The sequence below is a fragment of the Citrobacter sp. B72 genome (genome assembly GCF_016894305.1).
Taxonomy (GTDB): Bacteria; Pseudomonadota; Gammaproteobacteria; order Enterobacterales; family Enterobacteriaceae; genus Citrobacter; species Citrobacter portucalensis.
On the sequence record NZ_CP069801.1, the window covers coordinates 2,553,817 to 2,579,072 of the forward strand.

Here is a 25,256-nt window from a genome sequence, read left to right on the forward strand (position 1 = left end):
ATGACAACAGACACTGTTTCCCGCAAGGTCGCGTGGCTACGGGTAGTTACGCTTGCCATTGCCGGTTTTATTTTCAATACCACCGAGTTTGTCCCTGTCGGCTTGCTGTCCGACATCGCACAAAGCTTCAATATGCAGACCGCTCAGGTCGGGATCATGCTGACGATCTACGCCTGGGTTGTCGCCCTGATGTCGCTCCCTTTTATGTTACTTACCAGTCAGGTGGAGCGCCGAAAACTGCTGATCTGTCTGTTTGTTGTGTTTATCGCCAGCCATGTGCTCTCTTTCCTGGCATGGAATTTTACCGTGCTGGTAATTAGCCGTATTGGTATTGCTTTTGCGCACGCTATTTTCTGGTCGATTACCGCATCGCTGGCGATCCGCCTGGCCCCTGCCGGTAAACGTGCACAGGCTCTCAGCCTGATTGCCACCGGCACCGCGCTGGCGATGGTGCTTGGCCTGCCAATCGGACGTATCGTCGGTCAGTATTTTGGCTGGCGTACGACCTTCTTCGCCATCGGTATGGGGGCGTTAGTTACCCTGCTTTGCCTGATTAAGCTCCTGCCCAAACTACCCAGTGAGCACTCCGGCTCTTTAAAAAGCCTGCCGGTGTTATTTCATCGTCCGGCATTGATGAGTCTGTATCTACTGACGGTGATTGTGGTCACCGCACATTACACGGCCTACAGCTATATCGAGCCGTTTGTGCAGACCGTCGCGGGTCTGAGCGCAAACTTTGCTACCGTGCTGTTGCTGGTTCTGGGTGGCGCGGGAATTGTCGGTAGCGTCATTTTCGGTAAGCTGGGGAATCTGCATGCATCCGTGCTGATTAGCAGTGCCATTGCCCTGTTGACGGTATGTCTGGTGCTGTTACTTCCCGCTGCTGACAGCGAAATGCACCTTGCTGTCCTGAGTATTTTCTGGGGCGTCGCCATCATGCTGATAGGTCTGGGTATGCAGGTGAAAGTGCTGGCACTTTCTCCGGATGCGACCGACGTCGCAATGGCGCTGTTCTCAGGTATCTTTAATATCGGTATTGGCGCTGGTGCGCTGGTAGGCAATCAGGTGAGTTTGCACTGGTCGATGTCTACGATTGGTTACGTCGGCGCAGTGCCTGCCGTGGTGGCGTTGATATGGTCGGTGATTATCTTTCGTAAATGGCCGGTATCGCTGGAAGAACAACCTCAGCATTCATAAAAAAATATGCCCGGTAGATATTACCGGGCACAGTGTTTTAAGCGTAGGTTTTGATAATTTCCAGCACGCCGTTAATAATAAACTGCACGCCCATACACACCAGCAAGAAGCCCATCAAACGAGAAATCGCTTCGATACCACCTTTGCCGACCAGGCGCATGATCCCCCCGGAACTGCGCAAACAGCCCCACAGGATAATCCCAACAACCGCAAAAATAATCGGCGGTGCGACCATGATCACCCAGTCCGGAAATTCGGAACCATGACGCACGGTTGACGCGGAACTGATGATCATCGCAATCGTCCCCGGACCGGCAGTGCTTGGCATAGCCAGCGGTACAAAGGCGATATTGGCAGTCGGCTCGTCTTCCAGCTCTTCTGACTTGCTTCTTGCTTCCGGAGAATCATGCGCCTTCTGCTGCGGAAACAGCATCCGGAAGCCGATAAACGCAACGATTAACCCACCCGCAATACGTAGTCCGGGAATCGAAATCCCGAAGGTATTCATCACCAGCTGCCCGGCATAGTACGCCACCATCATGATGGCAAACACGTAAACGGACGCCATGAGTGACTGACGGTTACGCTCTGCGCTGTTCATATTGCCGGCAAGGCCAAGGAACAACGCTACGGTGGTTAACGGGTTTGCCAACGGTAACAGGACTACCAGCCCCAGTCCTATTGCTTTAAACAAGTCCATCATAATGTCATCTTTCCTGTGCGTTAATCGTCAACGGCAAGTATACGGTGAAATCCGCGAGATAAGCCATTTTCGCGATGTAAGGATTCATTTTTCATCAGCACGTATAAACCATAATTATCAAACCGTTAAAATTCCACTCGCCAGGTATTAAGTCTGATGATTTAGCAAAACGTGGCATTTGCCGATCCATTCGTTTGACTTATATTTGCCTAAGCAATAATATCAGCCGTGACTAACTACTTGCCAGGGCAACCATTGTGAAAAACACCAGTGATCTGTTTAACGAAATCATCCCACTGGGTCGTTTGATCTATATGGTTAATCAGAAAAAAGATCGTTTGCTAAACGACTATCTGTCACCGCTGGATATCACGGCATCGCAGTTCAAGGTGCTCTGCTCCATCCGTTGCGCGGTGTGCATCACCCCTGTCGAATTGAAAAAAGTGCTGTCTGTCGACCTTGGCGCCCTGACGCGAATGCTGGACAGACTGGCCTGTAAAGGCTGGATCGAAAGGCTTCCGAATCCACATGACAAGCGTGGCGTGCTGGTGAAACTCACTGAGCATGGCGCAGCAATTTGCGAGCAGTGTCATCAATTAGTAGGGCAAGACCTGCACCAGGAACTAACAAAAAACTTAACGGCGGATGAAGTAGCCACACTTGAGCACTTGCTTAAGAGAATCCTGCCGTAAACAGAAAGAGGTATGACGATGTCCAGACGCAATACTGACACAATCACTATTCATAGCATTTTGGACTGGATCGAAAATAACCTTGAATCGCCGCTCTCGCTGGAAAAAGTGTCTGAGCGTTCAGGTTACTCCAAATGGCACCTGCAACGGATGTTTAAAAAAGAAACCGGTCATTCACTGGGTCAATACATTCGCAGCCGTAAAATGACTGAAATAGCGCAAAAATTAAAAGAGAGTAACGAGCCCATTCTTTATCTGGCAGAGCGTTACGGTTTTGAGTCTCAGCAGACGCTGACCCGGACATTCAAAAACTATTTTGATGTTCCGCCGCATAAGTACCGTATGACGAATATGCACGGCGAATCACGCTATTTGCTTCCACTCAATCAATGTAATTGCTAATCGCCAGTTAACGACGTAACCGAGGAAATCATGAAACTTCTGTCTTATGCAATGCTGGCCCTGATGTTTGTTATTTCGGGCCAGAGCATGGCGGAACAGACCGCGCAACCTGCCACCCAGAACAGTCGCGACGCGATGATTATGCCCCCTGCGCACGATCAGTCCCCGTTCGATTTTAATCATATGGGTGCAGGCAGCGACAAGTCCGACGAATTAGGTGTGCCTTATTACAATATGCGCAACCTGTAATTATATAGCCCCGCCACTGCGGGGCTTTTTTTAGCCCCTCACCGACGCAACCTTACGCAACCGAAAGCCAAACACATTGATATACAACCCTGCCATGATCAGTAGCGCACCGAGCAGTTGCAATCCGGTCAGCGTTTCATCCAGCAGCACGGCCGCACTCGCCAGTCCAACGACCGGCACCAACAGCGACAACGGCGCGACACGCCAGGTTTCATAGCGTCCGAGTAACGAACCCCAGATACCGTAACCCACAATGGTCGCCACAAACGCCAGATAAACCAGTGAAAGAATGGTGGTCATATCTATCTCCACCAGACTGTGGATCATTTGCGTTGGACCATCGAGAATTAATGAAGCAAGGAAGAACGGAGCAATAGGGATTAACGCGCTCCATACCACCAACGACATAACGGCTGGGCGCGAGGTATGCTGCATGATTTTTTTGTTAAAGATATTGCCGCAAGCCCAGCTTAGCGCCGCCGCTAGCGTCAGCATAAAACCGAGCATGCCAACATGCTGACCGTTCAGACTGGCCTCAATCAGTACCAGCACGCCAAATACCGCCAGCGCAATCCCTACCAATTGTTTACCCTGCAGGCGCTCACCGAAAGCAAATGCGCCCAGAACAATGGTAAAAAACGCCTGAGCCTGCAATACCAGAGAAGCTAACCCTGCAGGCATACCGAATTTGATAGCGCTAAAGAGAAATGCGAACTGCCCAAAACTGATGGTCAGGCCATAGCCGAGCAACAGCGAAAGTGGGATTTTCGGCCTGGCAACAAAGAGTATTGCCGGAAACGCCACCAGTAAAAAACGTAATCCCGCCAACATTAGCGGTGGCATATTGTGCAGACCCACTTTAATAACGACAAAGTTCAGTCCCCAAACCACGACAACCAGTAACGCTAACAACCCGTCTTTACGCGACATACCACCGCCCCTGCAAATATTAAATTTTTGTAAACAAGTTAAAGTAACGGAAATCGTTGTGCCGTAACAGATCATTATTTCAGGTAGGCCACGCAAGGCATTTTCGGACAACTTATTGAGTGTACATCACAGTTTTGACATGCTATTTGTTTCTTATATCTAAAAAAAACATAACAACATGCATTGTCGGGCAGGAAAATGAATATCTCTCTGAGAAGGTCCACTCTCGCGTTACTCGCGTCATCATTATTATTAACAATTGGCCGTGGCGCCACTCTGCCATTTATGACGATTTACCTCAGTCGGCAGTATCATCTGAGCGTTGACCTGATCGGCTATGCGATGACGGTCGCGCTGACCATTGGCGTGGTGTTCAGCCTTGGCTTTGGTATTCTGGCCGACAAGTTCGATAAAAAACGCTATATGCTGCTGGCAATTTGTGGCTTTGCTTCCGGCTTTATTGCAATCCCACTGGTGCATAACGTGGTGGTAGTGGTTTTACTCTTTGCCCTGATCAACTGTGCCTACTCCGTCTTCGCCACGGTGCTGAAGGCCTGGTTTGCCGATAATCTGTCTGCCACCAACAAGACTAAAATTTTCTCGCTTAACTATACCGTGCTGAATATTGGCTGGACCGTTGGTCCACCGCTGGGCACTCTACTGGTGATGCAAAGCATTAACCTGCCATTCTGGCTGGCTGCCGCCTGTTCAGCATTGCCACTGGTGTTTATCCAGACCTGGGTAAAACGTTCGACAGCACCATCAGAAGGTTTAAACGCCGCAGTGTGGTCCCCTTCGGTACTCCTGCGCGACCGGGCATTATTTTGGTTTACGTTATCGGCCTTTCTGGCATCGTTTGTTGGCGGTGCTTTTGCGTCCTGTATTTCGCAATACGTTATGGTGGTCGCCGATGGCGATTTTGCCGAGAAAGTGGTCGCGGTGGTCCTGCCCGTTAACGCCGCCATCGTAGTATCACTGCAATACGCGCTTGGCCGCAGGCTCACCGCCACGAATATCCGCCCGCTGATGACAGTGGGTACAGTCTTCTTTGTCGTTGGCCTGGTCGGTTTCGCTTTCTCCGGCAACAGTCTGTTGTTATGGGGGATTTCTGCTGCCTTTTTCACTATCGGCGAAGTCATTTACGCGCCTGGTGAATACATGCTTATCGACAACATCGCGCCAGCAGGCATGAAAGCCAGCTATTTTTCCGCCCAGTCGTTGGGCTGGCTTGGCGCAGCGGTTAACCCATTAGTCAGCGGCGTCATTTTAACCACATTGCCGCCATGGTCGCTGTTTGTCGCGCTGATAGTGGCGATCGTTCTTGCCTGGGCGCTCATGATAAAAGGCATGCGCGCCAAGCCCTGGGGGCAAACGGTGGTCTGCTGATGAGTATAGCGACAGAGCCGAAGCCGCTCTGTCGCATACCTCAGATTGCAACCAGTCCCCGAACGCCCTCGGCCTCCATATTTTTACCATCGCCGCTTTGAATAATGCTGCCCCGCGACATGAGCAGGTATTTGTCGGCCAGCTGCTGCGCAAAATCGTAGAACTGCTCCACCAGCAAAATAGCCATATCCCCCCGGTGCGCCAGTTGAGAAATCACCTGACCAATCTCTTTAATCACCGACGGCTGGATCCCTTCCGTTGGCTCATCAAGAATCAACAACTGTGGGCGACTTGCCAGCGCTCGTCCTATGGCCAGTTGCTGCTGTTGCCCGCCGGACAAATCTCCGCCACGCCGATGCTTCATCTCCTGTAAAACCGGAAAGAGCGCGTAAATATCATCCGGCACATGCCTGGCCTCCGGTGCTGAAAAACGGGAAAGACCGAGCAGCAGATTCTCTTCGACCGTCAAACGCGGAAAAATATCACGCCCCTGTGGGACATACGCCACACCGGCCCTGACCCGCTGATGCGGCTTCCAGTGAGTGACATTTTTATCCTGCCAGAGCACGCTTCCGCTACGGGCCGGAATAAGTCCCATCAGACACTTTAGTAGTGTTGTTTTCCCCACGCCGTTACGCCCCAGCAGGCATGTCACCTCACCGATACGCGCTTCAAAGCTCACCCCGCGCAGAATATGGCTGCCACCATAATATTGATTCAGTTCTTTCACCTGCAGCATATGAACTCCTTAACGCCCGAGATAGACCTCAATAACCTGCTCGTTGGCCTGCACATCGCGAAGACTCCCCTGAGCGAGGACACGTCCCTGATGTAATACTGTGACGCGATCGGCAATGGTTTCAACAAATCCCATATCGTGCTCAACAACCATCAGAGAGTGCTTTCCGGCAAGCTGGCGAAACAGCTCCGCCGTGTATTCCGTTTCCGCATCCGTCATCCCCGCCGCGGGTTCATCCAGTAGCAGTAAATGCGGCTCCTGCACCAGCAGCATGCCAATTTCGAGAAACTGTTTTTGCCCATGCGAAAGCAGACCGGCGCGGCGGGCCCGCTCATTACCCAGCCGCAACAGCGCCAGTACTTCATCAATACGATCCCGTTGTTCGCCTGAGAGTCGTGCCCGTAGAGCCCCCCAGACAGATTTATCATTTTTCAGCGCCAGCTCCAGGTTCTCTTCCACCGTTAATGCTTCAAATACCGTGGGCTTTTGAAATTTCCGTCCAATCCCCTGACGCGCGATGGCAATGGGATCCAGCGTTGTTAAATCGGTCGACTGATCGTATATCGCACGACCACTTTGCGGTCTGGTTTTACCGGTTATGACATCCATTAACGTCGTCTTCCCGGCGCCGTTGGGGCCAATAATACAGCGCAGCTCCCCGACGCCAATATTGAGCGAGAGATCCGTTAACGCCTGGAATCCGTCGAAATTAACGTTAATTTTTTCCAGTTGGAGTACCGGGTCCGTTTGTTCGCGAAACCGATCGCCCGGCATCTGGCGAGTAAAAAGTCCTTCATCCGGCTGCATTATTTGTCTCCTTTGCGAAACAGGCCAATCACACCACGAGGTAAAAAAAGCGTAACGCCAATAAAGATCAGGCCAAGAAACAGCTGCCAGTATTCCGGCATAATGACGGTAAACAGGCTTTTAGCACCGTTCACCAGTACAGCGCCAAATACCGGGCCGATCAGGGTTCCACGTCCGCCGAGAGCAACCCAAATCGCCGCTTCAATCGAGTTGGTCGGCGACATTTCGCTGGGGTTGATAATCCCTACCTGCGGGACATAAAGCGCCCCGGCCAGGCCGCACAGTACAGCGGAAAGCGTCCACACCAGTAACTTGAAACCTTTCGGATCGTAACCACAGAACATCAAACGGTTCTCGGCATCGCGCACGGCGGTCAGAATACGACCAAACTTACTGCGGCCCAGCGCAAGTCCCAGCCATATTGCCAGCACCAGCAGCATAACCGTCGCCAGAAACAGCGCGATCCTGGTGGACGTCGCGGTCACCGGAAACCCCAGAATGGTGGTAAAACCGGTAAAACCGTTATTTCCGCCAAAGCCGGTTTCATTGCGGAAAAACAGCAGCATTCCGGCGAAAGTCAGGGCCTGGGTCATGATGGAGAAATAGACACCTTTGATTTTTGAACGGAAGGCAAACCAACCAAATACCAGCGCCAGTAAGCCCGGCACCAGAACAACCAGCAGCATCGCCCAGAGAAAATGTTGCGTCCCCCACCAAAACCAGGGCAGCTCGCTCCACGACAGGAACGACATAAAGGCCGGTAATCCTTCGCCGGAAGCCTGGCGCATCAGGTACATTCCCATCGCATAGCCCCCCAGCGCGAAGAAGATACCGTGTCCCAGCGAGAGCATTCCGGCATAGCCCCACACCAGATCCAGCGCAACGGCCACAATGGCATAGCAGAGAATTTTCCCGGCCAGCGTCAACGTCCACACCGATATGGCCAGAGGATGATCCGCAGGTAACAGCGCAAGAAACGGCAGAATAATCAACGCCAGCAGTAAGCCCAGACCCAGCACGCGTGTTGCACGCGGCGCTTTACGCGCCAGCGTTATTGTCATTGGCATCGTCATCAGTCAATAACCCTCCCTTTCAGCGCGAACAGTCCCTGAGGTCGTTTCTGAATAAACAGAATGATCAACATCAGGATCATGATTTTGCCGAGAACCGCCCCCACCTGAGGCTCCAGAATTTTATTGAAGATCCCCAGCCCAAATGCCGCAGCCACGCTCCCGGCAAGCTGTCCAACGCCGCCCAGTACCACCACCAAAAACGAATCGATAATGTAGCTTTGCCCCAGCTCCGGTCCTACGTTACCTAGTTGCGAGAGCGCCACGCCTCCCAGTCCGGCAATTCCTGAACCAAGGCCGAAGGCCAGCATATCGACTCGTCCGGTAGGTACGCCGCAGCAGGCCGCCATATTGCGATTTTGCGTCACGGCACGCACGCGCAGCCCGAGGCGTGTTTTATTCAACAGCAGCCAGGTGAAGAACAGCACCAGCATGGCAAAGCCAAGCACCACTATTCGGTTCCACGGCAATATCAGATTGGCATAAACCTGAATGCCGCCGGAAAGCCATGCCGGATTGGCGACTTCCAGGTTTTGCGCGCCGAAAGTCATACGCACCAACTGGATGAGCATCAGGCTGATACCCCAGGTCGCCAGTAGCGTTTCAAGCGGACGGCCGTATAAATGGCGTATCACCCCACGCTCCAGAAGCATTCCTACTGCCGCAGTCAGCAAAAAGGCAACAGGGAGAGCAATAACCGGATACCAGGCCAACCATTGCGGAAAAAACTGGCCCATCAGCTGTTGCACCATCCAGGTACAGTACGCCCCGAGCATTAACATCTCGCCATGCGCCATATTGATGACGCCGAGTAATCCATAGGTTATCGCCAGACCTAATGCCGCAAGCAGCAAAATAGAACCCAGTGACAGTCCCATGAAAGCCTGCCCAAGAAGATCCCCAACCTTCATGCGATGCGAGATGGAATTCAGACTTTCGTCAGCGGCAGCACGCACTCGGGCATCGGGTTCATGTTCAGCCCTGGTGAATGGCTGCAGGCGCGCCTGAGTTTCAGGATCATTTGACGCCCCTAATAGTTCGATTGCCTGAAGCCTGACCTCCGGCGAGGTGCTGCTCAGTTGCAGATTTGCCAGTGCAATAGCGAGTGCGGATTTCACATCACCATCTGACTCCTGAGCCAGTCGTTGCTGTAAAAACGGCAGCATGCCCGGCTGCGCCTCACGCTGTAATGTACGAGCTGCCTTTAGCCTTACCGTGACACTGTCACTTAAAAGCTGATGGACAGCCAACGCTCCGGCTACCAGATTACGCAGGCGGTTAGTCAGGCGAATTTTTTTTAGCTCGCCGTTTGGGGCTGTCGCTGTTCCTAACGGCTGTACGTGCGAGCCGTTCATGATGAAGGCATTTTTCGTGTTATCGGTCAGCAGGTTCTCATCTCGCAGCGCGCTGAGCAGCGGGATGCGCTGAACGTCGGGATTCACCGCCCATTGTTCAAGCAAGGCGGCCTGCTGAGCACGGTTGGCGGCGGTAAAGGTATCAGCATCTGCGGCCTGGGCTATCCACGGCAAAAACCACATCAGCAACAACACACCACGAATAAAGCGCATAGCTTTCATGAGCGTTCTCCAAAGCATTACCCTCCCGCAGGAGGGCGTTAGATCAGTTGCTGGCGGTTTTCACAGGCTGTTCAGATTTTTTATCATTACCAGCGATGTACGGACTCCACGGCTGGGCGCGGACTGGCTCGTCGGTTTGCCACACCACGTTAAACTGGCCGTTGCCTTCAATCTCGCCAATCATGACGGGTTTATGCAGGTGATGGTTGGTCGCATCCATGGTCAGGGTAAAACCTGATGGCGCAGCGAAGGATTGCCCCGCCATAGCAGCACGAACTTTATCCACATCGGTGGTTCCGGCTTTTTCTACCGCCTGCGCCCACATATGCAGGCCAACATATGTGGCTTCCATTGGGTCGTTCGTCACCACCGAATCAGCATTCGGTAATTTGTGCGCTTTGGCATACGCCCGGTAATCAGCGACAAACTTTTTGTTGGCCGCATTATCGACGGACTCAAAGTAGTTCCAGGCGGCAAGGTTGCCCACCAGCGGTTTGGTATCAATACCGCGTAGCTCCTCCTCACCCACGGAAAAAGCCACCACCGGCACATCGGTGGCTTTCAGCCCCTGATTCGCTAACTCTTTATAGAACGGTACGTTAGAATCCCCATTGATGGTTGATACCACCGCCGTTTTTCCCCCTGCGGCGAATTTTTTAATACTGGCGACAATGGTCTGGTAATCGCTGTGTCCGAATGGGGTGTACACCTCTTCGATGTCTTTATCGGCGACCCCTTTTGAGTGCAAAAAGGCGCGTAAAATTTTGTTGGTCGTGCGCGGATAAACATAATCCGTGCCCAGCAGGAAGAAGCGTTTCGCGCTACCGCCGTCCTCACTCATCAGATACTCAACCGCAGGGATCGCCTGCTGATTGGGAGCTGCGCCGGTATAGAAGACGTTAGGCGACATCTCCTCACCTTCATATTGCACCGGGTAAAACAGCAGACCGTTTAACTCTTCAAATACCGGTAGAACCGATTTACGCGAAACCGATGTCCAGCAGCCGAAAACTGCCGCCACCTTGTCCTGACTCAGCAGTTGTCTTGCTTTTTCAGCAAATAACGGCCAGTTCGAGGCCGGGTCAACCACCACCGGTTCCAGCTTTTTACCCAACACACCGCCCTGAGCATTTATTTCATCGATGGTCATCAACGCCACATCTTTTAGCGGCGTTTCGGATATGGCCATCGTGCCGGATAACGAATGCATGATGCCAACCTTAATGGTGTCGGCTGCCTGAACGCTAAAACTCACGCCCATTGCGACAACAGAGGCAGAAAGTGCAAAAGCTTTTAAAAATGTACGACGCTGCATAGTTTCACTCCTGAAATTAGACTTGCTGAAAGCTCCGGTGCAGCCGGGCAGACAAAACGGTGCAAATTAAGGGTGTTCAGAAGTGATAAGGCAAAAACGATGCCAGATATTAAAACCTCATATAAAATCAACAAATTAGCATCTGACGCACATAGATCAGTATTACATTTTCCCGCCAAAAGGATTAATCACACGAAAAATTGAACCACCATGAGACAACTCTGCATTATAAACGTGCAACAATCTGTATCAGCAGCACACCGTCATAACAGCGTCTCAGGGTTTAAAAACAGGGTTATTTGTGCGCAGATAAATGTGTCTCGTCACTATTATTTATTTTATTCGACGTGATCATGTCAAAAATTTACTTTTCAGTCGAAATAATCACACAGTTCAGCCTTTGTTTAAGATTGAATTGCTACTATAGTCATAAGCGAGGTGAACTTAAGGTAAGAGAGGAAACTCACAGATAAAGGAGCATTTACTATGCTGGGTAATATGAATATTTTTATGGCTGTTCTGGGAATTATTTTATTTTCCGGTTTCCTGGCCGCGTATTTTAGCCACAGATGGGATGATTGATGAACGGAGATAGTCCTGCACCGACCCGGCCCCTTGTAGCGTAACTGCACAAGGGGCCATTTTTTTACCTGAATCGCACTCGCTGTGCCTTTTTCCTGATTTACAGATAAAAAAAACCGCCGGATAAACCAGCGGTAAATGCTTGCATGGATAGATTTGTGTTTTGCTTTTATACGCTATCTGGCAATTCCCTGCGAAGATAACGGATAGTCAGCTAACCTATCATCGACAACCCCAATGAAAGTTAAACGAAACGCAACTACCTCAAAGCGTTTTTCGAAAACTCACGCACTGAGGGGATACGAGGTTCCGTCATTGGTGTCCACCAACGCAATTTGCTCATTTTCATCCATAAACATGCAGCGATTCCTGCCGGTCTGTTTCCCCTGATACATCGCCCTGTCGGCCCGACCAAGCACGGTATCCAGCGTTTCACCCTGTTGAACCCGGGTTATGCCTGCCGTCACCGTGATACCGATCTCTCCCTCAGCGTAGGGAATTTTTTTCTGACCAATCAGACGACAAAGTCGCAAACCCGCCTGGCATGCCTGCTCGTCCGTTTTTGTTCTGATGATGATAATGAACTCTTCTCCACCGTAACGGTACGCCGCCTCATCATATCGCGTCCATGACAATAAATTTGATGCCAGAGCCCGCAATACCACGTCACCCACCAAATGGCCGTAGGTATCGTTAACGTATTTAAAACGATCGATATCTAACAACAATATATAAAGATTAAGCGGTTCGGCGTCGAGCAACTGCCGATCAAAAGACTCATCGAGCATTCTTCTGCCAGGTAAACCTGTTAATGCGTCGATATTACTGCGGATACTCAATAAATATATTTTGTAGTCCATTACAGATGAGGTAAATGCCAGCAGCGCATCCTGGAAGCTGTCGAAATGCCATGAATGGCTACGATTCTCCACGATAGCCATTAGCAATTTCTTGCCTGATAAATGCATCTTTTCGTGGGTGGCGCTTATCTTGCTTACGTAACTACAATCATCCTCATTGTACCGTGATTGATTATTAAGCCACTGTCCAAATCGACAAGCAAAATGCGAGTTTTCACCCATAATATCTGGCTGCGTAACATCTGAAGACACCACGCAGCGGAACATTGTCACTAACCATTTGTAGTGGGCATCAATGGACTTGTTCAACTCAATCAAAATTGCATCTATTTCCTTCGTATTTCTCATCATCACGTTCTCCCTCCCTGTTCGAGCGTTTCTGATGGAATTATCTTAACGATAAAAAAGAAAATTTATGTAAATTTTTTAATAGTAATTAATAAATCATAATTAACAGGATATTACGCTATACCATCTGTTGTGGCATAGCGTTGTCACTAAAGCGGTCAAACCAATAACGGTTCATTCAGCATTTCATTAAGCCCAATCACCTCTAATTGATCGGATGTGTAGGTTTTGTCGCCTCTGGCATATTGATACGCAGAACCATGGGAAAACCCGGATTCACGCGCTTCTTTATACCGTGCGATGATTTCAGCATTTGAGCGTGAAACATGTGGCGTAAACGGAGTGACGCTGGATTGCACAATTGTACTATCTGCACATCCGGACATAACAAGCACAGCTATTAGAACCCCTATTTTCATTAACAATTACCTGAGAAACCTGCCCGTACATGAACGCTAATCTTATCAAACATTCAAAGGCATCATCATTATTAAACCAGCATTCCTGAATATATTTCATCATCATTTGTTGATAACTATTATTGTCAGCTTTCATATAAAACCCTAAAAATTGCCATCTTTTAAAATAATAAAAAACCGGGCATCACGCCCGGCTCAATATTCTGGCTAATAATCTCTTAGACGCTCAAACCTCGATGCTCCAGCATCGGCTCCATTCGGGGATCGCGCCCACTCCACTGGCGGTAAAGTTCAGTTAAATCAGTACCGTTACCGCGGGACAAAATCGCTTCACGGAACTTTTGCCCGTTTTCACGAGTTAATCCGCCCTGCTCTACAAACCACTGATAGCCGTCATCGGCCAGCATTTGCGTCCATAAATAGGCATAATACCCTGCGGCATAGCCGCCGCCGAAGATATGGGCAAAATAGCTGCTGCGATAACGAGGCGGCACGGCCTTGAGATCCAAACCTTCAGCCGCCAGCGCCTGCTGTTCAAATTGATCGACCGAAAGAGATAACGCGCTCTTTTCCAGACTGTGCCAACGCATATCCAGCAATGCGGCACTGAGCAGTTCGGTCATGTCGTAACCTTTGTTGAACAGGCTGGCCCGCTGCATCTTATCCCGCAACGCCTGCGGCATTTGCTCCCCGGTATCAACATGACGAGCAAAATGAGCAAAGACCTGCGGATGACTCGCCCAGTGTTCGTTGATCTGCGAAGGAAACTCAACAAAATCACGCGGAGTGTTGGTCCCTGAAAGCGTGGCATAACGCTGAGTGGCGAACAGGCCGTGCAACGTGTGCCCAAACTCATGAAATAACGTAATAACATCATCCCACAATAACAATGCAGGCTGACCCTTTGCCGGTTTTTGATAATTACACACGTTGTAAATAACCGGCCGGGTTTCATTGAGTTGCGATTGCTCAACAAAATTGCCCATCCAGGCACCACCGCTTTTCGATTCCCGGGCAAAGAAATCGCCGTAAAATAACGCCAGCCCTACGCCATCGTGATCGAATATTTCCCATACCCGAACATCCGGGTGATAAACAGGAATGTCGAACCGTTCTATAAATTTTATGCCAAAGAGTTGATTAGCTGTCCAGAAAACGCCCTCGTTCAGCACCGTATCAAGGGCAAAGTAAGGTTTGAGCTGCGCCTCATCAAGAGCATATTTCTCACGACGAACCTGCTCGGCATAAAATGCCCAGTCCCAGGCCTCGACGTTAAATTTCCCCTGTTCGTGATTGATAACATTCTGGATTTCGGCCTGTTCATCCAATGCCCTGGCTCGCGCAGCGGGAACAATAGCCCGCATGAAATTCAGTGCCACTTCCGGTGTTTTTGCCATCTGATCGGCAATTTTCCATGCAGCGTAATTGGCAAAACCGAGTAGTTTCGCCTGCTGCATCCGGATCTCGACCAGTCGCTGAATAATCGCCCGAGTATCGTTAGCGTCATTGTTTTCTGCTCTCGTCCATGCGCGGTTGAACAGATTCTCACGGGTCTGGCGATCGCGTAACGCCGCAAGCGCCGGTTGCTGAGTCGTATTCAATAGCGGGATAACCCAACGCGCTTCAAGCCCTTTCTCCTTTGCAGCTTCGGCGGCAACAGCAATTTCCTCTGCGCTAAGTCCGTCCAGGTAACGTGCATCATCCACCACCAGAGCACCGGACTTGTTCGCCGCCAGCAGCCGTTGATTAAACTGGCTGGTCAACGTGGCGGACTCTGTATTGAGCGCTTTAAGGTTCGCTTTATCGACCTCATTCAGACGCGCGCCGGCTAATACAAAACGCTGGTGGATGACTTCCAGCAAGCGTAATGATTCGTTATCCAGCCCCAGCGAACCTCGCTGTTGCCAGACCGCTTCAACGCGCGAAAAAAGCGCGCCATTGAGATAAATATCATTGGCAAGGCTCGCCAGTTCTGCGGAAAACTCTTCGTCAAGGCGCTGTAGTTCATCGTTGGTGTGTGCCGCCGTCATCGCGAAGAAAACGCTGGTTACACGTGTGAGCAGCGTGCCGCTTTGTTCAAGCGCCAGCAACGTATTGGCAAAATCAGGGGCCTGCGGGTTTTGCACAATCGCCTCGATCTCTGCACGTTTTTGCCGCACGCCTTCATCGAACGCTGGGCGATAGTGCTGCACCTCTATCTGATCAAACTGCGGTGCCTGGTACGGCAACGTGCTGTGACGTAAAAAAGGATTCGTTAACGACATCTTTCACTCCTGAAAACGATTTGTTTACCAGAGTAGACTTCCCAGGAATCAACCGCAATCGCGTTACGCAGGAATAGCTCTGAACGGAAATGACGTGCTATGGTAGTGCTACATAAAAAGCGTTGAGGAACAGTGAGATGATCGTTTTAGTAACCGGAGCAACCGCAGGTTTTGGTGAGTGTATTACGCGTCGTTTTATTGAGAATGGGCATAAAGTTATTGCCACCGGACGCCGCCAGGAGCGCCTGCAGGAACTGAAAGAGGAATTGGGTGACCGCCTCTATACCGCGCAACTGGACGTACGTAATCGTGCATCGATTGAAGAGATGCTGGATGCCCTGCCTGCTGAATGGCGCAGTATTGATGTTCTGGTCAACAACGCGGGTCTGGCGCTGGGCCTTGAACCTGCTCACAAGGCCAGCATTGAAGACTGGGAGAATATGATCGACACCAACAACAAAGGGCTGGTTTATATGACCCGTGCCGTTCTGCCAGGCATGGTTGAACGCAACCGCGGTCATATTATCAATATCGGTTCTACCGCGGGCAGTTGGCCATACGCTGGCGGTAACGTCTACGGTGCGACCAAAGCGTTTGTTCGCCAGTTTAGCTTGAATTTACGTACTGATTTACACGGCACTGCAATTCGCGTTACCGACATCGAGCCGGGTCTGGTTGGCGGTACGGAGTTCTCTAATGTCCGTTTTAAAGGTGATGACGCCAAAGCTGAAAAAGCCTACGAAAATACCACGGCGCTGACTCCGCAAGATGTTACAGAAGCGGTATGGTGGGTGGCTTCTTTACCGGCTCATGTCAATATCAACACCCTTGAAATGATGCCTGTCACACAGTCTTTTGCCGGGCTGAGTATCCACCGGAGCTAATTTCTCTGCCCGGCCTTGCGCCGGGTATGGATAGCCTGAAAGAAGTGATAAAATATCCGGGTTAACTCTCTAAAAAGTAAGAATGAATGACCGTAGAAACGCAGCTCAACCCTACACAGCCAGTAAATCAACAGATTTACCGTATTCTTCGCCGTGATATCGTGCATTGTCTGATTGCACCCGGTACACCGCTGTCGGAGAAAGAGGTTTCCGTACGTTTTAATGTGTCACGCCAGCCGGTACGAGAAGCATTCATCAAACTGGCCGAGAACGGTCTGATTCAGATCCGCCCACAGCGTGGCAGCTACGTGAATAAAATTTCGCTGTCGCAGGTGCAAAACGGCTGTTTTGTTCGCCAGGCAATTGAATGTGCTGTGGTACGCCGTGCCGCATCGCTGATCAACGATCAACAGTGCTATCAGCTTGAACAAAATTTGCATCAGCAGCGCATCGCAATTGACCGAAAACAGATTAATGATTTCTTCCAGCTTGATGATGAGTTTCATCAGAAACTGGCTTTAATCGCCGAGTGCCAACTCGCCTGGGATACCGTTGAGAATATAAAGGCTACAATTGACCGCGTTCGTTATATGAGCCTGGATCATATTTCCCCGCCTGAAATGCTGCTACGCCAGCATCACGATATCTTTGCCGCCCTTGAGAAGCATGATGGCGATGCGGTCGAGCGCGCAATGATGCTCCATCTTCAGGAAATTGGTGAGTCCGTTCAGCTTATTCGTCAGGAAAATAGCGACTGGTTCAGCGAAGATTAATACTACGCTCACCTCACTCCGGGGTGAGTTTCTCCTGCGTTTTCCCCTCTCCCGCATAACTGCATAAAAAAAGCTGTGATTTTGATCGAAAACAAAAAAAATCATTAACGAGAAGCGTATTTATATTGCGCCCGTTACGTGGGACTAAAAGCCCACGGGCTTTGACGGTAAGTTGGAAAGGAGAAAACACCATGAAAACATACGATCGTAACCGTAACGCAATCACCACTGGCAGCCGCGTCATGATCAGCGACACCGGACTCACAGGCCGCATTACAGCGATAGATACCGATGGCCTGACCGCTGAGCAGATTCGCCGCGGGAAAACAGTGGAAATCGAAGGATGTGAAGGCAAATACGCCCCCCTCGAGCTGATTCGTTTAGGCATAAACTAATTGGTGTGAATGCCAGAAAACACAGCGCCATCTGGCCGTTGCAAGCCAGATGGCGACATAGAGCATAATCTTCGTTATTTCAGTTTTGCTGCATACTTCGCAACCGTCGCCTTCGCCCCTTCAGCCAGTAAAGTAAGATACGCTTGTGTGACCTGACGGTTGAACAGTTCAACCTGAGGCAGTTCGTGACCAAAAATAGCATCGATTGCCAGCAGCGCCTGAACGCGCTCTTCGCCCTCGTTACTGCTACGCACTGCATTCTGGATCACCGACAACAGTGGATCGCTAATTTCAATCGCCTGGCCCTGTTCATCCACACCACCGACGTAACGCATCCAACCAGCGACACCCAGTGCCAGTAGCGCAAAGTCACTACCGTGCAAAATGTGCCAACGAATGGAATCAAGCATACGCTGCGGCAGTTTTTGGCTACCGTCCATGGCGATCTGCCAGGTACGATGACGCAGCGCCGGATTGCTGTAGCGTTCAATTAACAGATCGGCGTAACGCTGTAGGTCAACACCTTTTACTTTCAGCGTAGGTGCTTGTTCCTGCAACATCAGCGCACGTGCAGCAAGACGATAGTTTTCATCGCCCATGCAATCGTTAATGTGTTGATATCCCGCCAGATACCCAAGATACGCAAGGAAAGAGTGGCTGCCGTTGAGCATACGCAGTTTCATCTCTTCAAACGGAATGACATCAGCCACCAGTTCCGCCCCGGCCTTTTCCCATTCAGGACGGCCGGCAACAAAGTTATCTTCAATTACCCACTGGCGGAACGGTTCACATGCCACGCCTGCCGGGTCGCGTACACCGGTGATATGTTCAATTTTGTCTAGTGTCTCCTGCGTAACCGCTGGGACAATGCGGTCAACCATTGTTGATGGGAAGGTCACATGTTGTTCGATCCACGCGGCCAGTTCCATATCCACCGCTCGGGCATATGCAGTGACAACATTGCGCATCACATGACCGTTTTCTGGCATGTTATCGCAGGACATCACGGTAAAGGCGGCTAAACCCGCAGCTTTGCGACGCGCCAGGGCTTCAACCACCACGCCCGGCGCAGTTTTTGGTTGTTTAGGGTTTTGCAGATCGGCTGCAATCATCGGGTTGTCTAACATCAGTTGGCCGGTCGCCGGAGAATGGCAGTATCCTTTCTCGGTGATGGTCAGGGAAACGATCGCGACCTGCGGTTCACACATCGCTGCCAGTACGCTTTCCAGACCATCAACCTGCGCATGCAATGCATTTTTCACCACGCCCACGACTCTCGCAGTCCAGGCATCAGCAGACATCTCTGCAACGGTATACAGATTATCTTGCTGTTTCAGATCGAAAATCTGCTGCTCGCCGCCAATCAGGTTCACTTCGCAGTAGCCCCAGTCACTGCCGTGATCGGCGGCCAGAATGTCAGCGTAAACACCTTGATGTGCGCGATGAAACGCGCCAAATCCCAGATGAACAATACGCGGAACCAGTTTTGTACGATCGTAGTCAGGAAGTGCAGCCTTTGCCGCTAAAAGCTTGTTTTGCATGGTATGGCCTACTTATAAATGAAATCAGGACTGTTCCAGAGTAACGCCTGTATGGTTGTATGTTTTGATTTGCATTAAGCTTTTTATGATTGGTATGACATCATGTAAAGCTGTGTAATAGCATGGGCAGCGTACGAGTACATCCGCCCATGCTACTGTCTGGTATCAGCTTGTCTGAGTCACCGAGCAACGAACCTTCGCGGCTTTATTTACCTCGGCAGCATCCTCAAGTACGCTTAGGTCGCGATCTTTCACTTCTGGCATCAGCAACGCGGAAATCAAACCAATCAGTGAGTAAGCGATGACCATCACCAGAATTGGCCACCAGGAATTAGTCATGTTGCAGAAAATACCCGCCAGAACCGGACCAAAACCAACAGCAACCAACCCGCCTGCTTCTTTTGAAATCGCCATTCGCGTAAACCGGTTACGCGCACCGAACATTTCCGCCATGGTAATATTTTCGAGAGCAAATAACCCCAATACAGCAAAATTATGAATAACAATCAGTGCCGTCATGATGACACCCGGGCTATACGTTTTATCCACTACAATTGACAGCATCGGGTAAGCCAAAATAATTGCCGAGATATTCAGGATAATATAAGGCAAACGACGACCAAACTTATCAGACAACCAGCCAAGCAACGGTATTGTAATAAAGCCCAACACCGAACTGATCATTAAGGCATCAGTGGGTATAGATTTATCAAATAACAGCGTCTGCACCAAATAACCGGCAAGGAAGGTTTGGATTAATCCTGAATTACCCGCCTGTCCAAAACGTAGGCCGGTTGCCAGCCAGAAAGATTTACTGGTAAACATCGCCCCCAGCGTATTTTCTGACGAATTATTTAATGCCGGAGCGTTTTCTTCATCATTCACTTTCTCAAATACCGGGCTTTCTTTGAGATTCATACGCAACCAGATGGCAAAGATCATCACCACGACACTCGCCAGGAACGGAATGCGCCAACCCCAGGCTAATAACTCCTCACGGTCGAGCGCAAAGAACATCACCGCCCAGATGGCCGTTGCGCTAAGGGTTCCACAGTTGGTCCCCATGGCAACAAGTGAGGAAATAATGCCACGTTTACCTTTTGGCGCGTACTCGGCAAGCATCGTGCCCGCACCCGAAATTTCAGCCCCCGCACCAAGCCCTTGCACGATACGCAGCGTCACCAGCAGCACAGGCGCAAAGATACCAATTTGTGCATATGTTGGCAGCACGCCAATTAAGGTCGTACAAATTCCCATCATCGTAATGGTAATAAACAGTACTTTTTTACGGCCGATGCTGTCTCCCATTTTGCCAAATATAAATGCCCCAACAATACGAGCAATATATCCTGCACCGTATGTACCCATCGCTAAAATAAGCGCCATGGCGGCTGACTGTTCCGGGAAAAATATTTCATGGAATACCAGTGCGGCACCCAAAGAATATAACTGAAAATCCATAAATTCGAGCGCAGTACCCAACCATCCGGATACGGCAGCTCTAACCAGATCTTTCGTGGATCTTTCGTGTTTTTCTTGATTCATATTGGCTATCTCTAAGAGGTAAGATGCGTACCACTTACTCGCAGTTATTTATATTATTCACTGAATGTAAGTAAGACTTTGCAGCAGTGCTGCTGATCTTTCTCAAACAATTCAATTGCGTCGGTAACGTGGTGATAGTCAAAAGTGTGAGTAATAAGTTGATTAGGATCGATAAGTCCGTTGACCAACCAATCAATCACAATCGGGAATTTGTTCGCATTTAATCTTGAGGAATAAATGGACAGTTCTTTCCCGGTAATGCCTTGTTGAATAATCTGACAAGGATCGCTGGAGAAGCCCATCAGAACAATTCGCGCGGCCGGCGATGCCAGCGTGATTGCCTCCTGTAAAATGGATGGATGGCAAGCTGCATCCACGATAATGGTCGGTTTTAGTCCGTTTTCCGCAAGGAACTCTTGCAACGAGTGCTGACTATTATTGATTGCCCAGTCTGCACCGCACTGCTTCGCCATGGCCAGGCGCTCATCGATTCTGTCAGCAATCACTACAGTTTTGACCTTATAGACACGCTTAAGCGCCTGTACAGTGGTCAATCCCATAGGCCCTGCGCCATAAATTAGCGCAATATCGTTTTCTGTTGGTTTAATTTGCCCGGTCACGTTTGCGGCGATAGTGAAAGGTTCCACCATAACGGCATGCTCATCAGGCACTGTATCGGGGATCGTCCAGGCATTTTTCGCTGGCACAACAGCGTACTCGCTGAAACCGCCATCGCGATGCACACCCAGCACCACCAGCGATGTACAAACGTTAGGTTTACCAATTGAACAGGGATAACAATGTCCGCAGCTGATGACCGGATCAACGGACACCCGTTCACCTATTCTCGAATGGTCAACACCGTCACCTACCGCCTCGATCACGCCATAAAACTCATGGCCAATCACGCGCGGGTATTGTGCAAATGGATTATGACCGCGATAAATATGACTGTCGGAACCACAAATCCCCGCAAGTTTCACTTTTACCCTCACCTCACCTGCTAAGGGTTCTGGCACCGGTCGTTCGGCGATAACCAGCGTATTCGGTTTTTCAATCACGATACTTTTCATAGCAAATCACTCCTTACCAGTTCCACAGCGTGCCATCTTCCAGGCGAGCAACGGGCAGATATGCAGGGTCATACGGATATTTCGCCGCCAGTTTTTCGTCAAACTCGATCCCAAGACCAGGTTTGTCTCCTGGATGCATATAGCCGTTATCAAAGGTCCAGTTATGTGGGAACACTTCCAGCATTTGCTCGGAATAGCCCATATATTCCTGTACGCCGAAGTTCGGCACCCACAGATCAAAATGCAGCGCGGCGGCCATGCACACAGGCGACAGATCGGAAGGTCCATGTGAACCGGTACGAACCTGATACAGCGACGCGAAATCAGCAATCCGGCGCATACCGGTGATACCACCCGCATGGGTGATGGTGGTGCGGATATAGTCGATCAGTTGTTCTTCAATAAGCTGTTTACAGTCCCAGATGCTGTTGAACACTTCCCCTACCGCAATCGGCGTGACCGTATGCTGGCGGATCAGGCGGAAGCACTCCTGGTTTTCAGCTGGCGTTGGGTCTTCCATCCAGAACAAACGGTACTGTTCAATGCTTTTGCCGAAACGGGCCGCTTCAATTGGCGTCAGACGGTGGTGCATATCGTGTAAAAGGTGTTCGTTGAAACCAAACTTGTCACGCACGGCAGCAAACAATTTTGGTGTGAAATCCAGGTATTTCTCCGTTGACCACAACTGCTCTTCCGGCCATTGCCCTTTGGTGGCGGGTTCATAGGCCAGTCCTTTGCCCTTAGACATACCGTAAGTGGTTTTCATACCCGGTACGCCGCACTGCACACGAATGGCTTTAAAGCCCATTTCTTTATGACGTGCATAATCTTCGAGTACGTCATCAACGGTATGGCCTGTGGTGTGGCAGTAGACCATAACCCCTTCACGAGAAGCACCGCCGAGCAACTGGTACAACGGCATATTCGCCGCTTTCGCTTTAATATCCCAGAGAGCCATATCCACCGCAGAAATCGCCGACATGGTGACCGGACCACGACGCCAGTACGCACCTTTGTAGAAAAACTGCCAGATGTCCTCAATACGATGCGCATCGCGACCAATAAGCTGCGAACACACGTGATCTTTCAGATACGACGCCACAGACAACTCGCGTCCATTTAACGTGGCATCTCCCAGCCCGGTGATCCCATCTTCTGTCGTAATTTTCAACGTTACAAAATTACGCCCAGGACAGGTGACAAACACTTCAGCCCCAACAATCTTCATTTCTTATTCCCTACATCTGTTCTTGTGATGCAGGAAACTTACTCAACTGAGCTACTACCATACAAGTATAAAGATCAAAAAAACACTGTTTGATCACAAAAAAGGCGCTATGCGCGCCCCCATCCAGCCACAATGATCAGCATGCCGCACAACGCCACCAGCGCGCCAGACCAGTCATATAAACTGAGTTTTACACCATCGACAATACGTAGCCATAGCAGCGCGGTCACCACGTAAACACCGCCATAGGCTGCGTATACACGCCCGCTGGCTGCCGGATGCAGTGTCAGCAACCAGACGAATAAAGCCAGTGACACCCCGGCGGGTATCAGCAACCAGGCTGTAGCTCCTCGCTTAAGCCAAAGCCAGGGTAAAAAGCAGCCAATAATTTCGCATAACGCGGTGATGAAAAAAAGAAATGTGGTCTTAAGCATTGATGTTATTCAGTTACCTTCGGTTTAACCATGATACGACAGAATCTCGTTAGCGTATCCATATCCACCGGGTGGGTATGCCCGCAAACTGGAATAGTGTAGAATTTAACCCTGTTTTATCGTTTTTACCCTTTCCCATAAAAGGAATTCACCATGAAAATTACACTGACCAAACGCCTGTGCCTGACGGCTATGCTGACGCTGGCTGCGGCTGTGTACACCTCTTCCGCATTTGCTGAAACCAGTAAACTGGTCATTGAATCCGGAGATAGTGCGCAAAGTCGTCAACAAGCCGCAATGGAAAAGGAACAATGGAACGATACGCGTCAGCTTCGCCAGAAAGTCAATAAACGTGCAGAGAAAGAGTGGGACAAAGCCGATACGGCCTTTGATAGCCGTGATAAGTGCGAGCAGAGCGCTAATATTAATGCGTACTGGGAACCTAACACCCTGCGCTGCCTCGACCGCCGTACTGGCCGCACCGTTGCCCCATAATCATTGCACTTTGAAGGATATTGAAAGGATACGATATGACTAGCGCCCTCAGTGTTAAGTTGCGCCCGCTGGAGCGTGAAGATTTACGATTCGTCCATCAGCTTGATAATAATGCCAGCGTAATGCGCTACTGGTTCGAAGAGCCTTACGAAGCGTTTGTTGAGCTGTCAGACCTGTATGACAAACACATCCACGACCAAAGCGAACGCCGCTTCGTGGTGGAGTGCGACGGTGAAAAAGCCGGGCTGGTGGAATTGGTTGAAATTAACCATGTACACCGCCGGGCCGAGTTCCAGATTATTATTTCGCCGGAATATCAGGGGAAGGGTCTGGCCTCACGGGCAGCAAAGCTGGCAATGGACTATGGCTTTACCGTGCTCAACCTCTATAAGCTGTATCTGATCGTCGATAAAGAGAACGAAAAGGCTATCCACATCTACCGTAAACTCGGTTTTATGGTGGAAGGCGAGCTGATCCATGAGTTCTTTATCAACGGTCAATACCGCAACACGATTCGTATGTGTATCTTCCAGCAGCAGTATCTGGCAGAGCACAAAACGGCAGGCCCTAATCTGCTGCCGCCTACCGCTCAGTAAACACGACTAGTAGTAGTCGATCGTGTTTTCAATCGAGTAATGATGTTCAACTGCCGGCTTCACGCTCTCATCAACGATAACAAGCTGGCAGTTGATCGGATTTGCGTATTCATCGTATTTGCACGTTTGTTTGACATTGCCTAACGGATGATTATTGAGCATGCTCACCGCGGTGTAATCTAACTTCTTCAATGGGTCAACCGACGGTTTAGCATCAACCTGCAAAGTGCTGTCCTTACTGACGGTTGTTTTGCCCAGCGGGTAGCCTTCGGCATCATATCGATACTGCACCTTCATCTCTTTCCCCGTGGCGGAAACGACAAAGCCGTTATCGTCGGTATCCCACACCACACCGGCAGCAGGCAGTTCAGCCAGTTGGCATTTGCCCTGTAAACGGATCCGTTTTTCCAGCGTTTCGGCATCCCGATAGTAGTTAGCATCCAGGACCAGCGCCATACCGGTATTGTTTTCGATATCGTGCAGTTCAAGGGTATCGAAACACCCTTCCTGTGACAGGGTACCAGCAACGCGCTTAGTGACCTCACCTTTGTCGTTGAGCAGCGTCTGACTGAAATCTTTCACCGGCCCGCGCAGCGGATCGAAATCAAACTCATTGGAAAAACTGGCCATTTCCGGCGTAAAGGAAACCAGCCCTTTGGCGTTATCACACCCAACCAGCACGATACACAGGAAACCTAACAGGGTCTGTTTCTTCACATTTTTCACCGGGATTAGAAGATAATTCTCAATCA

Annotated in this window: 27 protein-coding genes; 11 read left to right on the forward strand and 16 right to left on the reverse strand. The window is 50.2% G+C overall.

Annotation, left to right across the window (positions count from 1 at the left end):
* Entirely contained in the window at positions 1-1,197 is a 1,197-nt protein-coding gene (locus tag JQN59_RS12160) for a sugar transporter (protein WP_149607221.1), read from the forward strand.
* A gap of 37 nt (positions 1,198-1,234) precedes the next feature.
* Here the strand turns inward: JQN59_RS12160 and JQN59_RS12165 are convergent, their stop codons facing one another.
* A complete protein-coding gene (locus JQN59_RS12165; RefSeq protein WP_003832936.1) occupies positions 1,235-1,900 on the reverse strand; it encodes a MarC family NAAT transporter in 666 nt (221 codons plus the stop codon).
* Positions 1,901-2,157: 257 nt separating this feature from the next.
* Between JQN59_RS12165 and marR the strand changes: the two genes are divergently transcribed.
* The 3 genes from marR to marB are packed head-to-tail and all read left to right on the forward strand — an operon-like array spanning position 2,158 to position 3,243.
* Complete coding sequence (marR, locus tag JQN59_RS12170; RefSeq protein WP_003832935.1) at positions 2,158-2,592, forward strand: multiple antibiotic resistance transcriptional regulator MarR; 435 nt, start codon at positions 2,158-2,160, stop codon at positions 2,590-2,592.
* Positions 2,593-2,610: 18 nt separating this feature from the next.
* Positions 2,611-2,994, forward strand: coding sequence for an MDR efflux pump AcrAB transcriptional activator MarA (gene marA / locus JQN59_RS12175; RefSeq protein WP_003032424.1), 384 nt, complete (start codon positions 2,611-2,613; stop codon positions 2,992-2,994).
* 30 nt (positions 2,995-3,024) lie between these two features.
* Complete coding sequence (gene marB, locus JQN59_RS12180) at positions 3,025-3,243, forward strand: multiple antibiotic resistance protein MarB (protein ID WP_008784747.1); 219 nt, start codon at positions 3,025-3,027, stop codon at positions 3,241-3,243.
* 30 nt (positions 3,244-3,273) lie between these two features.
* Here the strand turns inward: marB and eamA are convergent, their stop codons facing one another.
* Complete coding sequence (eamA, locus tag JQN59_RS12185; RefSeq protein WP_032943417.1) at positions 3,274-4,173, reverse strand: O-acetylserine/cysteine exporter; 900 nt, start codon at positions 4,171-4,173, stop codon at positions 3,274-3,276.
* Positions 4,174-4,371: 198 nt separating this feature from the next.
* On the opposite strand from eamA, the gene ydeE reads away from it, so the two are divergent.
* Positions 4,372-5,559, forward strand: a complete 1,188-nt coding sequence (ydeE, locus tag JQN59_RS12190) for an efflux MFS transporter YdeE (RefSeq protein ID WP_032943415.1) — start codon at positions 4,372-4,374, stop codon at positions 5,557-5,559.
* Positions 5,560-5,599: 40 nt separating this feature from the next.
* Here the strand turns inward: ydeE and urtE are convergent, their stop codons facing one another.
* From urtE to urtA, 5 genes are read right to left on the reverse strand one after another with little or no spacing between them, the layout of a single operon-like run.
* Positions 5,600-6,298 (reverse strand): urea ABC transporter ATP-binding subunit UrtE, encoded by a 699-nt coding sequence (gene urtE, locus JQN59_RS12195; RefSeq protein WP_048214207.1) that lies wholly within the window; start codon positions 6,296-6,298, stop codon positions 5,600-5,602.
* Positions 6,299-6,307: 9 nt separating this feature from the next.
* Positions 6,308-7,105 carry an urea ABC transporter ATP-binding protein UrtD gene (gene urtD / locus JQN59_RS12200; RefSeq protein ID WP_008784743.1) on the reverse strand — a complete coding sequence of 266 codons (798 nt, stop codon included), beginning with the start codon at positions 7,103-7,105 and terminating at the stop codon, positions 6,308-6,310.
* A complete protein-coding gene (urtC, locus tag JQN59_RS12205) occupies positions 7,105-8,178 on the reverse strand; it encodes an urea ABC transporter permease subunit UrtC (protein ID WP_103014892.1) in 1,074 nt (357 codons plus the stop codon). Before urtC ends, urtD begins: the two co-directional genes overlap by 1 nt.
* The gene (gene urtB, locus JQN59_RS12210; protein ID WP_149607220.1) at positions 8,178-9,752 is read right to left on the reverse strand and encodes an urea ABC transporter permease subunit UrtB; all 1,575 of its coding nucleotides are present in this window, start codon (positions 9,750-9,752) and stop codon (positions 8,178-8,180) included. The genes urtC and urtB overlap by 1 nt, the downstream gene beginning before the upstream one ends.
* A 43-nt stretch (positions 9,753-9,795) precedes the next feature.
* Positions 9,796-11,067, reverse strand: a complete 1,272-nt coding sequence (urtA, locus tag JQN59_RS12215; protein WP_003832925.1) for an urea ABC transporter substrate-binding protein — start codon at positions 11,065-11,067, stop codon at positions 9,796-9,798.
* Positions 11,068-11,553: 486 nt separating this feature from the next.
* Between urtA and mgtS the strand changes: the two genes are divergently transcribed.
* Positions 11,554-11,649: a protein MgtS gene (gene mgtS, locus JQN59_RS12220; RefSeq protein WP_003032406.1), complete on the forward strand. Its 96-nt coding sequence runs from the start codon at positions 11,554-11,556 to the stop codon at positions 11,647-11,649.
* 284 nt (positions 11,650-11,933) lie between these two features.
* On the opposite strand, the gene JQN59_RS12225 is transcribed toward mgtS, so the two are convergent.
* The 3 genes from JQN59_RS12225 to dcp form a co-directional block, all read right to left on the reverse strand.
* Positions 11,934-12,860 (reverse strand): diguanylate cyclase, encoded by a 927-nt coding sequence (locus JQN59_RS12225; RefSeq protein WP_149607219.1) that lies wholly within the window; start codon positions 12,858-12,860, stop codon positions 11,934-11,936.
* A gap of 155 nt (positions 12,861-13,015) precedes the next feature.
* Entirely contained in the window at positions 13,016-13,276 is a 261-nt protein-coding gene (locus JQN59_RS12230) for a hypothetical protein (RefSeq protein WP_020996405.1), read from the reverse strand.
* Positions 13,277-13,494: 218 nt separating this feature from the next.
* Entirely contained in the window at positions 13,495-15,540 is a 2,046-nt protein-coding gene (dcp, locus tag JQN59_RS12235; protein ID WP_149607218.1) for a peptidyl-dipeptidase Dcp, read from the reverse strand.
* Positions 15,541-15,677: 137 nt separating this feature from the next.
* On the opposite strand from dcp, the gene ydfG reads away from it, so the two are divergent.
* The 3 genes from ydfG (at position 15,678) to ydfZ (ending at position 17,592) form a co-directional block, all read left to right on the forward strand.
* Complete coding sequence (ydfG, locus tag JQN59_RS12240) at positions 15,678-16,424, forward strand: bifunctional NADP-dependent 3-hydroxy acid dehydrogenase/3-hydroxypropionate dehydrogenase YdfG (RefSeq protein ID WP_048214214.1); 747 nt, start codon at positions 15,678-15,680, stop codon at positions 16,422-16,424.
* 86 nt (positions 16,425-16,510) lie between these two features.
* The gene (locus JQN59_RS12245; protein ID WP_003032396.1) at positions 16,511-17,197 is read left to right on the forward strand and encodes a GntR family transcriptional regulator; all 687 of its coding nucleotides are present in this window, start codon (positions 16,511-16,513) and stop codon (positions 17,195-17,197) included.
* A gap of 191 nt (positions 17,198-17,388) precedes the next feature.
* On the forward strand, positions 17,389-17,592 hold the full coding sequence (ydfZ, locus tag JQN59_RS12250) for a putative selenium delivery protein YdfZ (protein WP_016156477.1): 204 nt from the start codon (positions 17,389-17,391) through the stop codon (positions 17,590-17,592).
* A 74-nt stretch (positions 17,593-17,666) separates the two neighbouring features.
* Here ydfZ and JQN59_RS12255 read toward each other — a convergent pair whose 3' ends face one another.
* The 5 genes from JQN59_RS12255 to JQN59_RS12275 form a co-directional block, all read right to left on the reverse strand.
* On the reverse strand, positions 17,667-19,133 hold the full coding sequence (locus JQN59_RS12255; protein ID WP_149607217.1) for a mannitol dehydrogenase family protein: 1,467 nt from the start codon (positions 19,131-19,133) through the stop codon (positions 17,667-17,669).
* Between the two features lie 165 nt (positions 19,134-19,298).
* Positions 19,299-20,678, reverse strand: a complete 1,380-nt coding sequence (locus JQN59_RS12260; RefSeq protein ID WP_111465661.1) for an MFS transporter — start codon at positions 20,676-20,678, stop codon at positions 19,299-19,301.
* A gap of 53 nt (positions 20,679-20,731) precedes the next feature.
* Entirely contained in the window at positions 20,732-21,751 is a 1,020-nt protein-coding gene (locus JQN59_RS12265) for a Zn-dependent oxidoreductase (RefSeq protein ID WP_048214216.1), read from the reverse strand.
* Positions 21,752-21,764: 13 nt separating this feature from the next.
* On the reverse strand, positions 21,765-22,979 hold the full coding sequence (gene rspA, locus JQN59_RS12270) for a starvation-sensing protein RspA (RefSeq protein WP_204528078.1): 1,215 nt from the start codon (positions 22,977-22,979) through the stop codon (positions 21,765-21,767).
* Positions 22,980-23,086: 107 nt separating this feature from the next.
* Entirely contained in the window at positions 23,087-23,413 is a 327-nt protein-coding gene (locus tag JQN59_RS12275) for a YnfA family protein (protein WP_008784733.1), read from the reverse strand.
* A gap of 153 nt (positions 23,414-23,566) precedes the next feature.
* Between JQN59_RS12275 and JQN59_RS12280 the strand changes: the two genes are divergently transcribed.
* Both JQN59_RS12280 and speG read left to right on the forward strand, forming a co-directional pair.
* Positions 23,567-23,908 carry a DUF1283 family protein gene (locus tag JQN59_RS12280; protein WP_003032382.1) on the forward strand — a complete coding sequence of 114 codons (342 nt, stop codon included), beginning with the start codon at positions 23,567-23,569 and terminating at the stop codon, positions 23,906-23,908.
* A 35-nt stretch (positions 23,909-23,943) separates the two neighbouring features.
* Positions 23,944-24,504, forward strand: coding sequence for a spermidine N1-acetyltransferase (gene speG, locus JQN59_RS12285; RefSeq protein ID WP_008784731.1), 561 nt, complete (start codon positions 23,944-23,946; stop codon positions 24,502-24,504).
* 6 nt (positions 24,505-24,510) lie between these two features.
* Here speG and JQN59_RS12290 read toward each other — a convergent pair whose 3' ends face one another.
* Entirely contained in the window at positions 24,511-25,221 is a 711-nt protein-coding gene (locus JQN59_RS12290; protein ID WP_149607216.1) for a YnfC family lipoprotein, read from the reverse strand.
* Between the last annotated feature and the right edge of the window lie 35 nt (positions 25,222-25,256).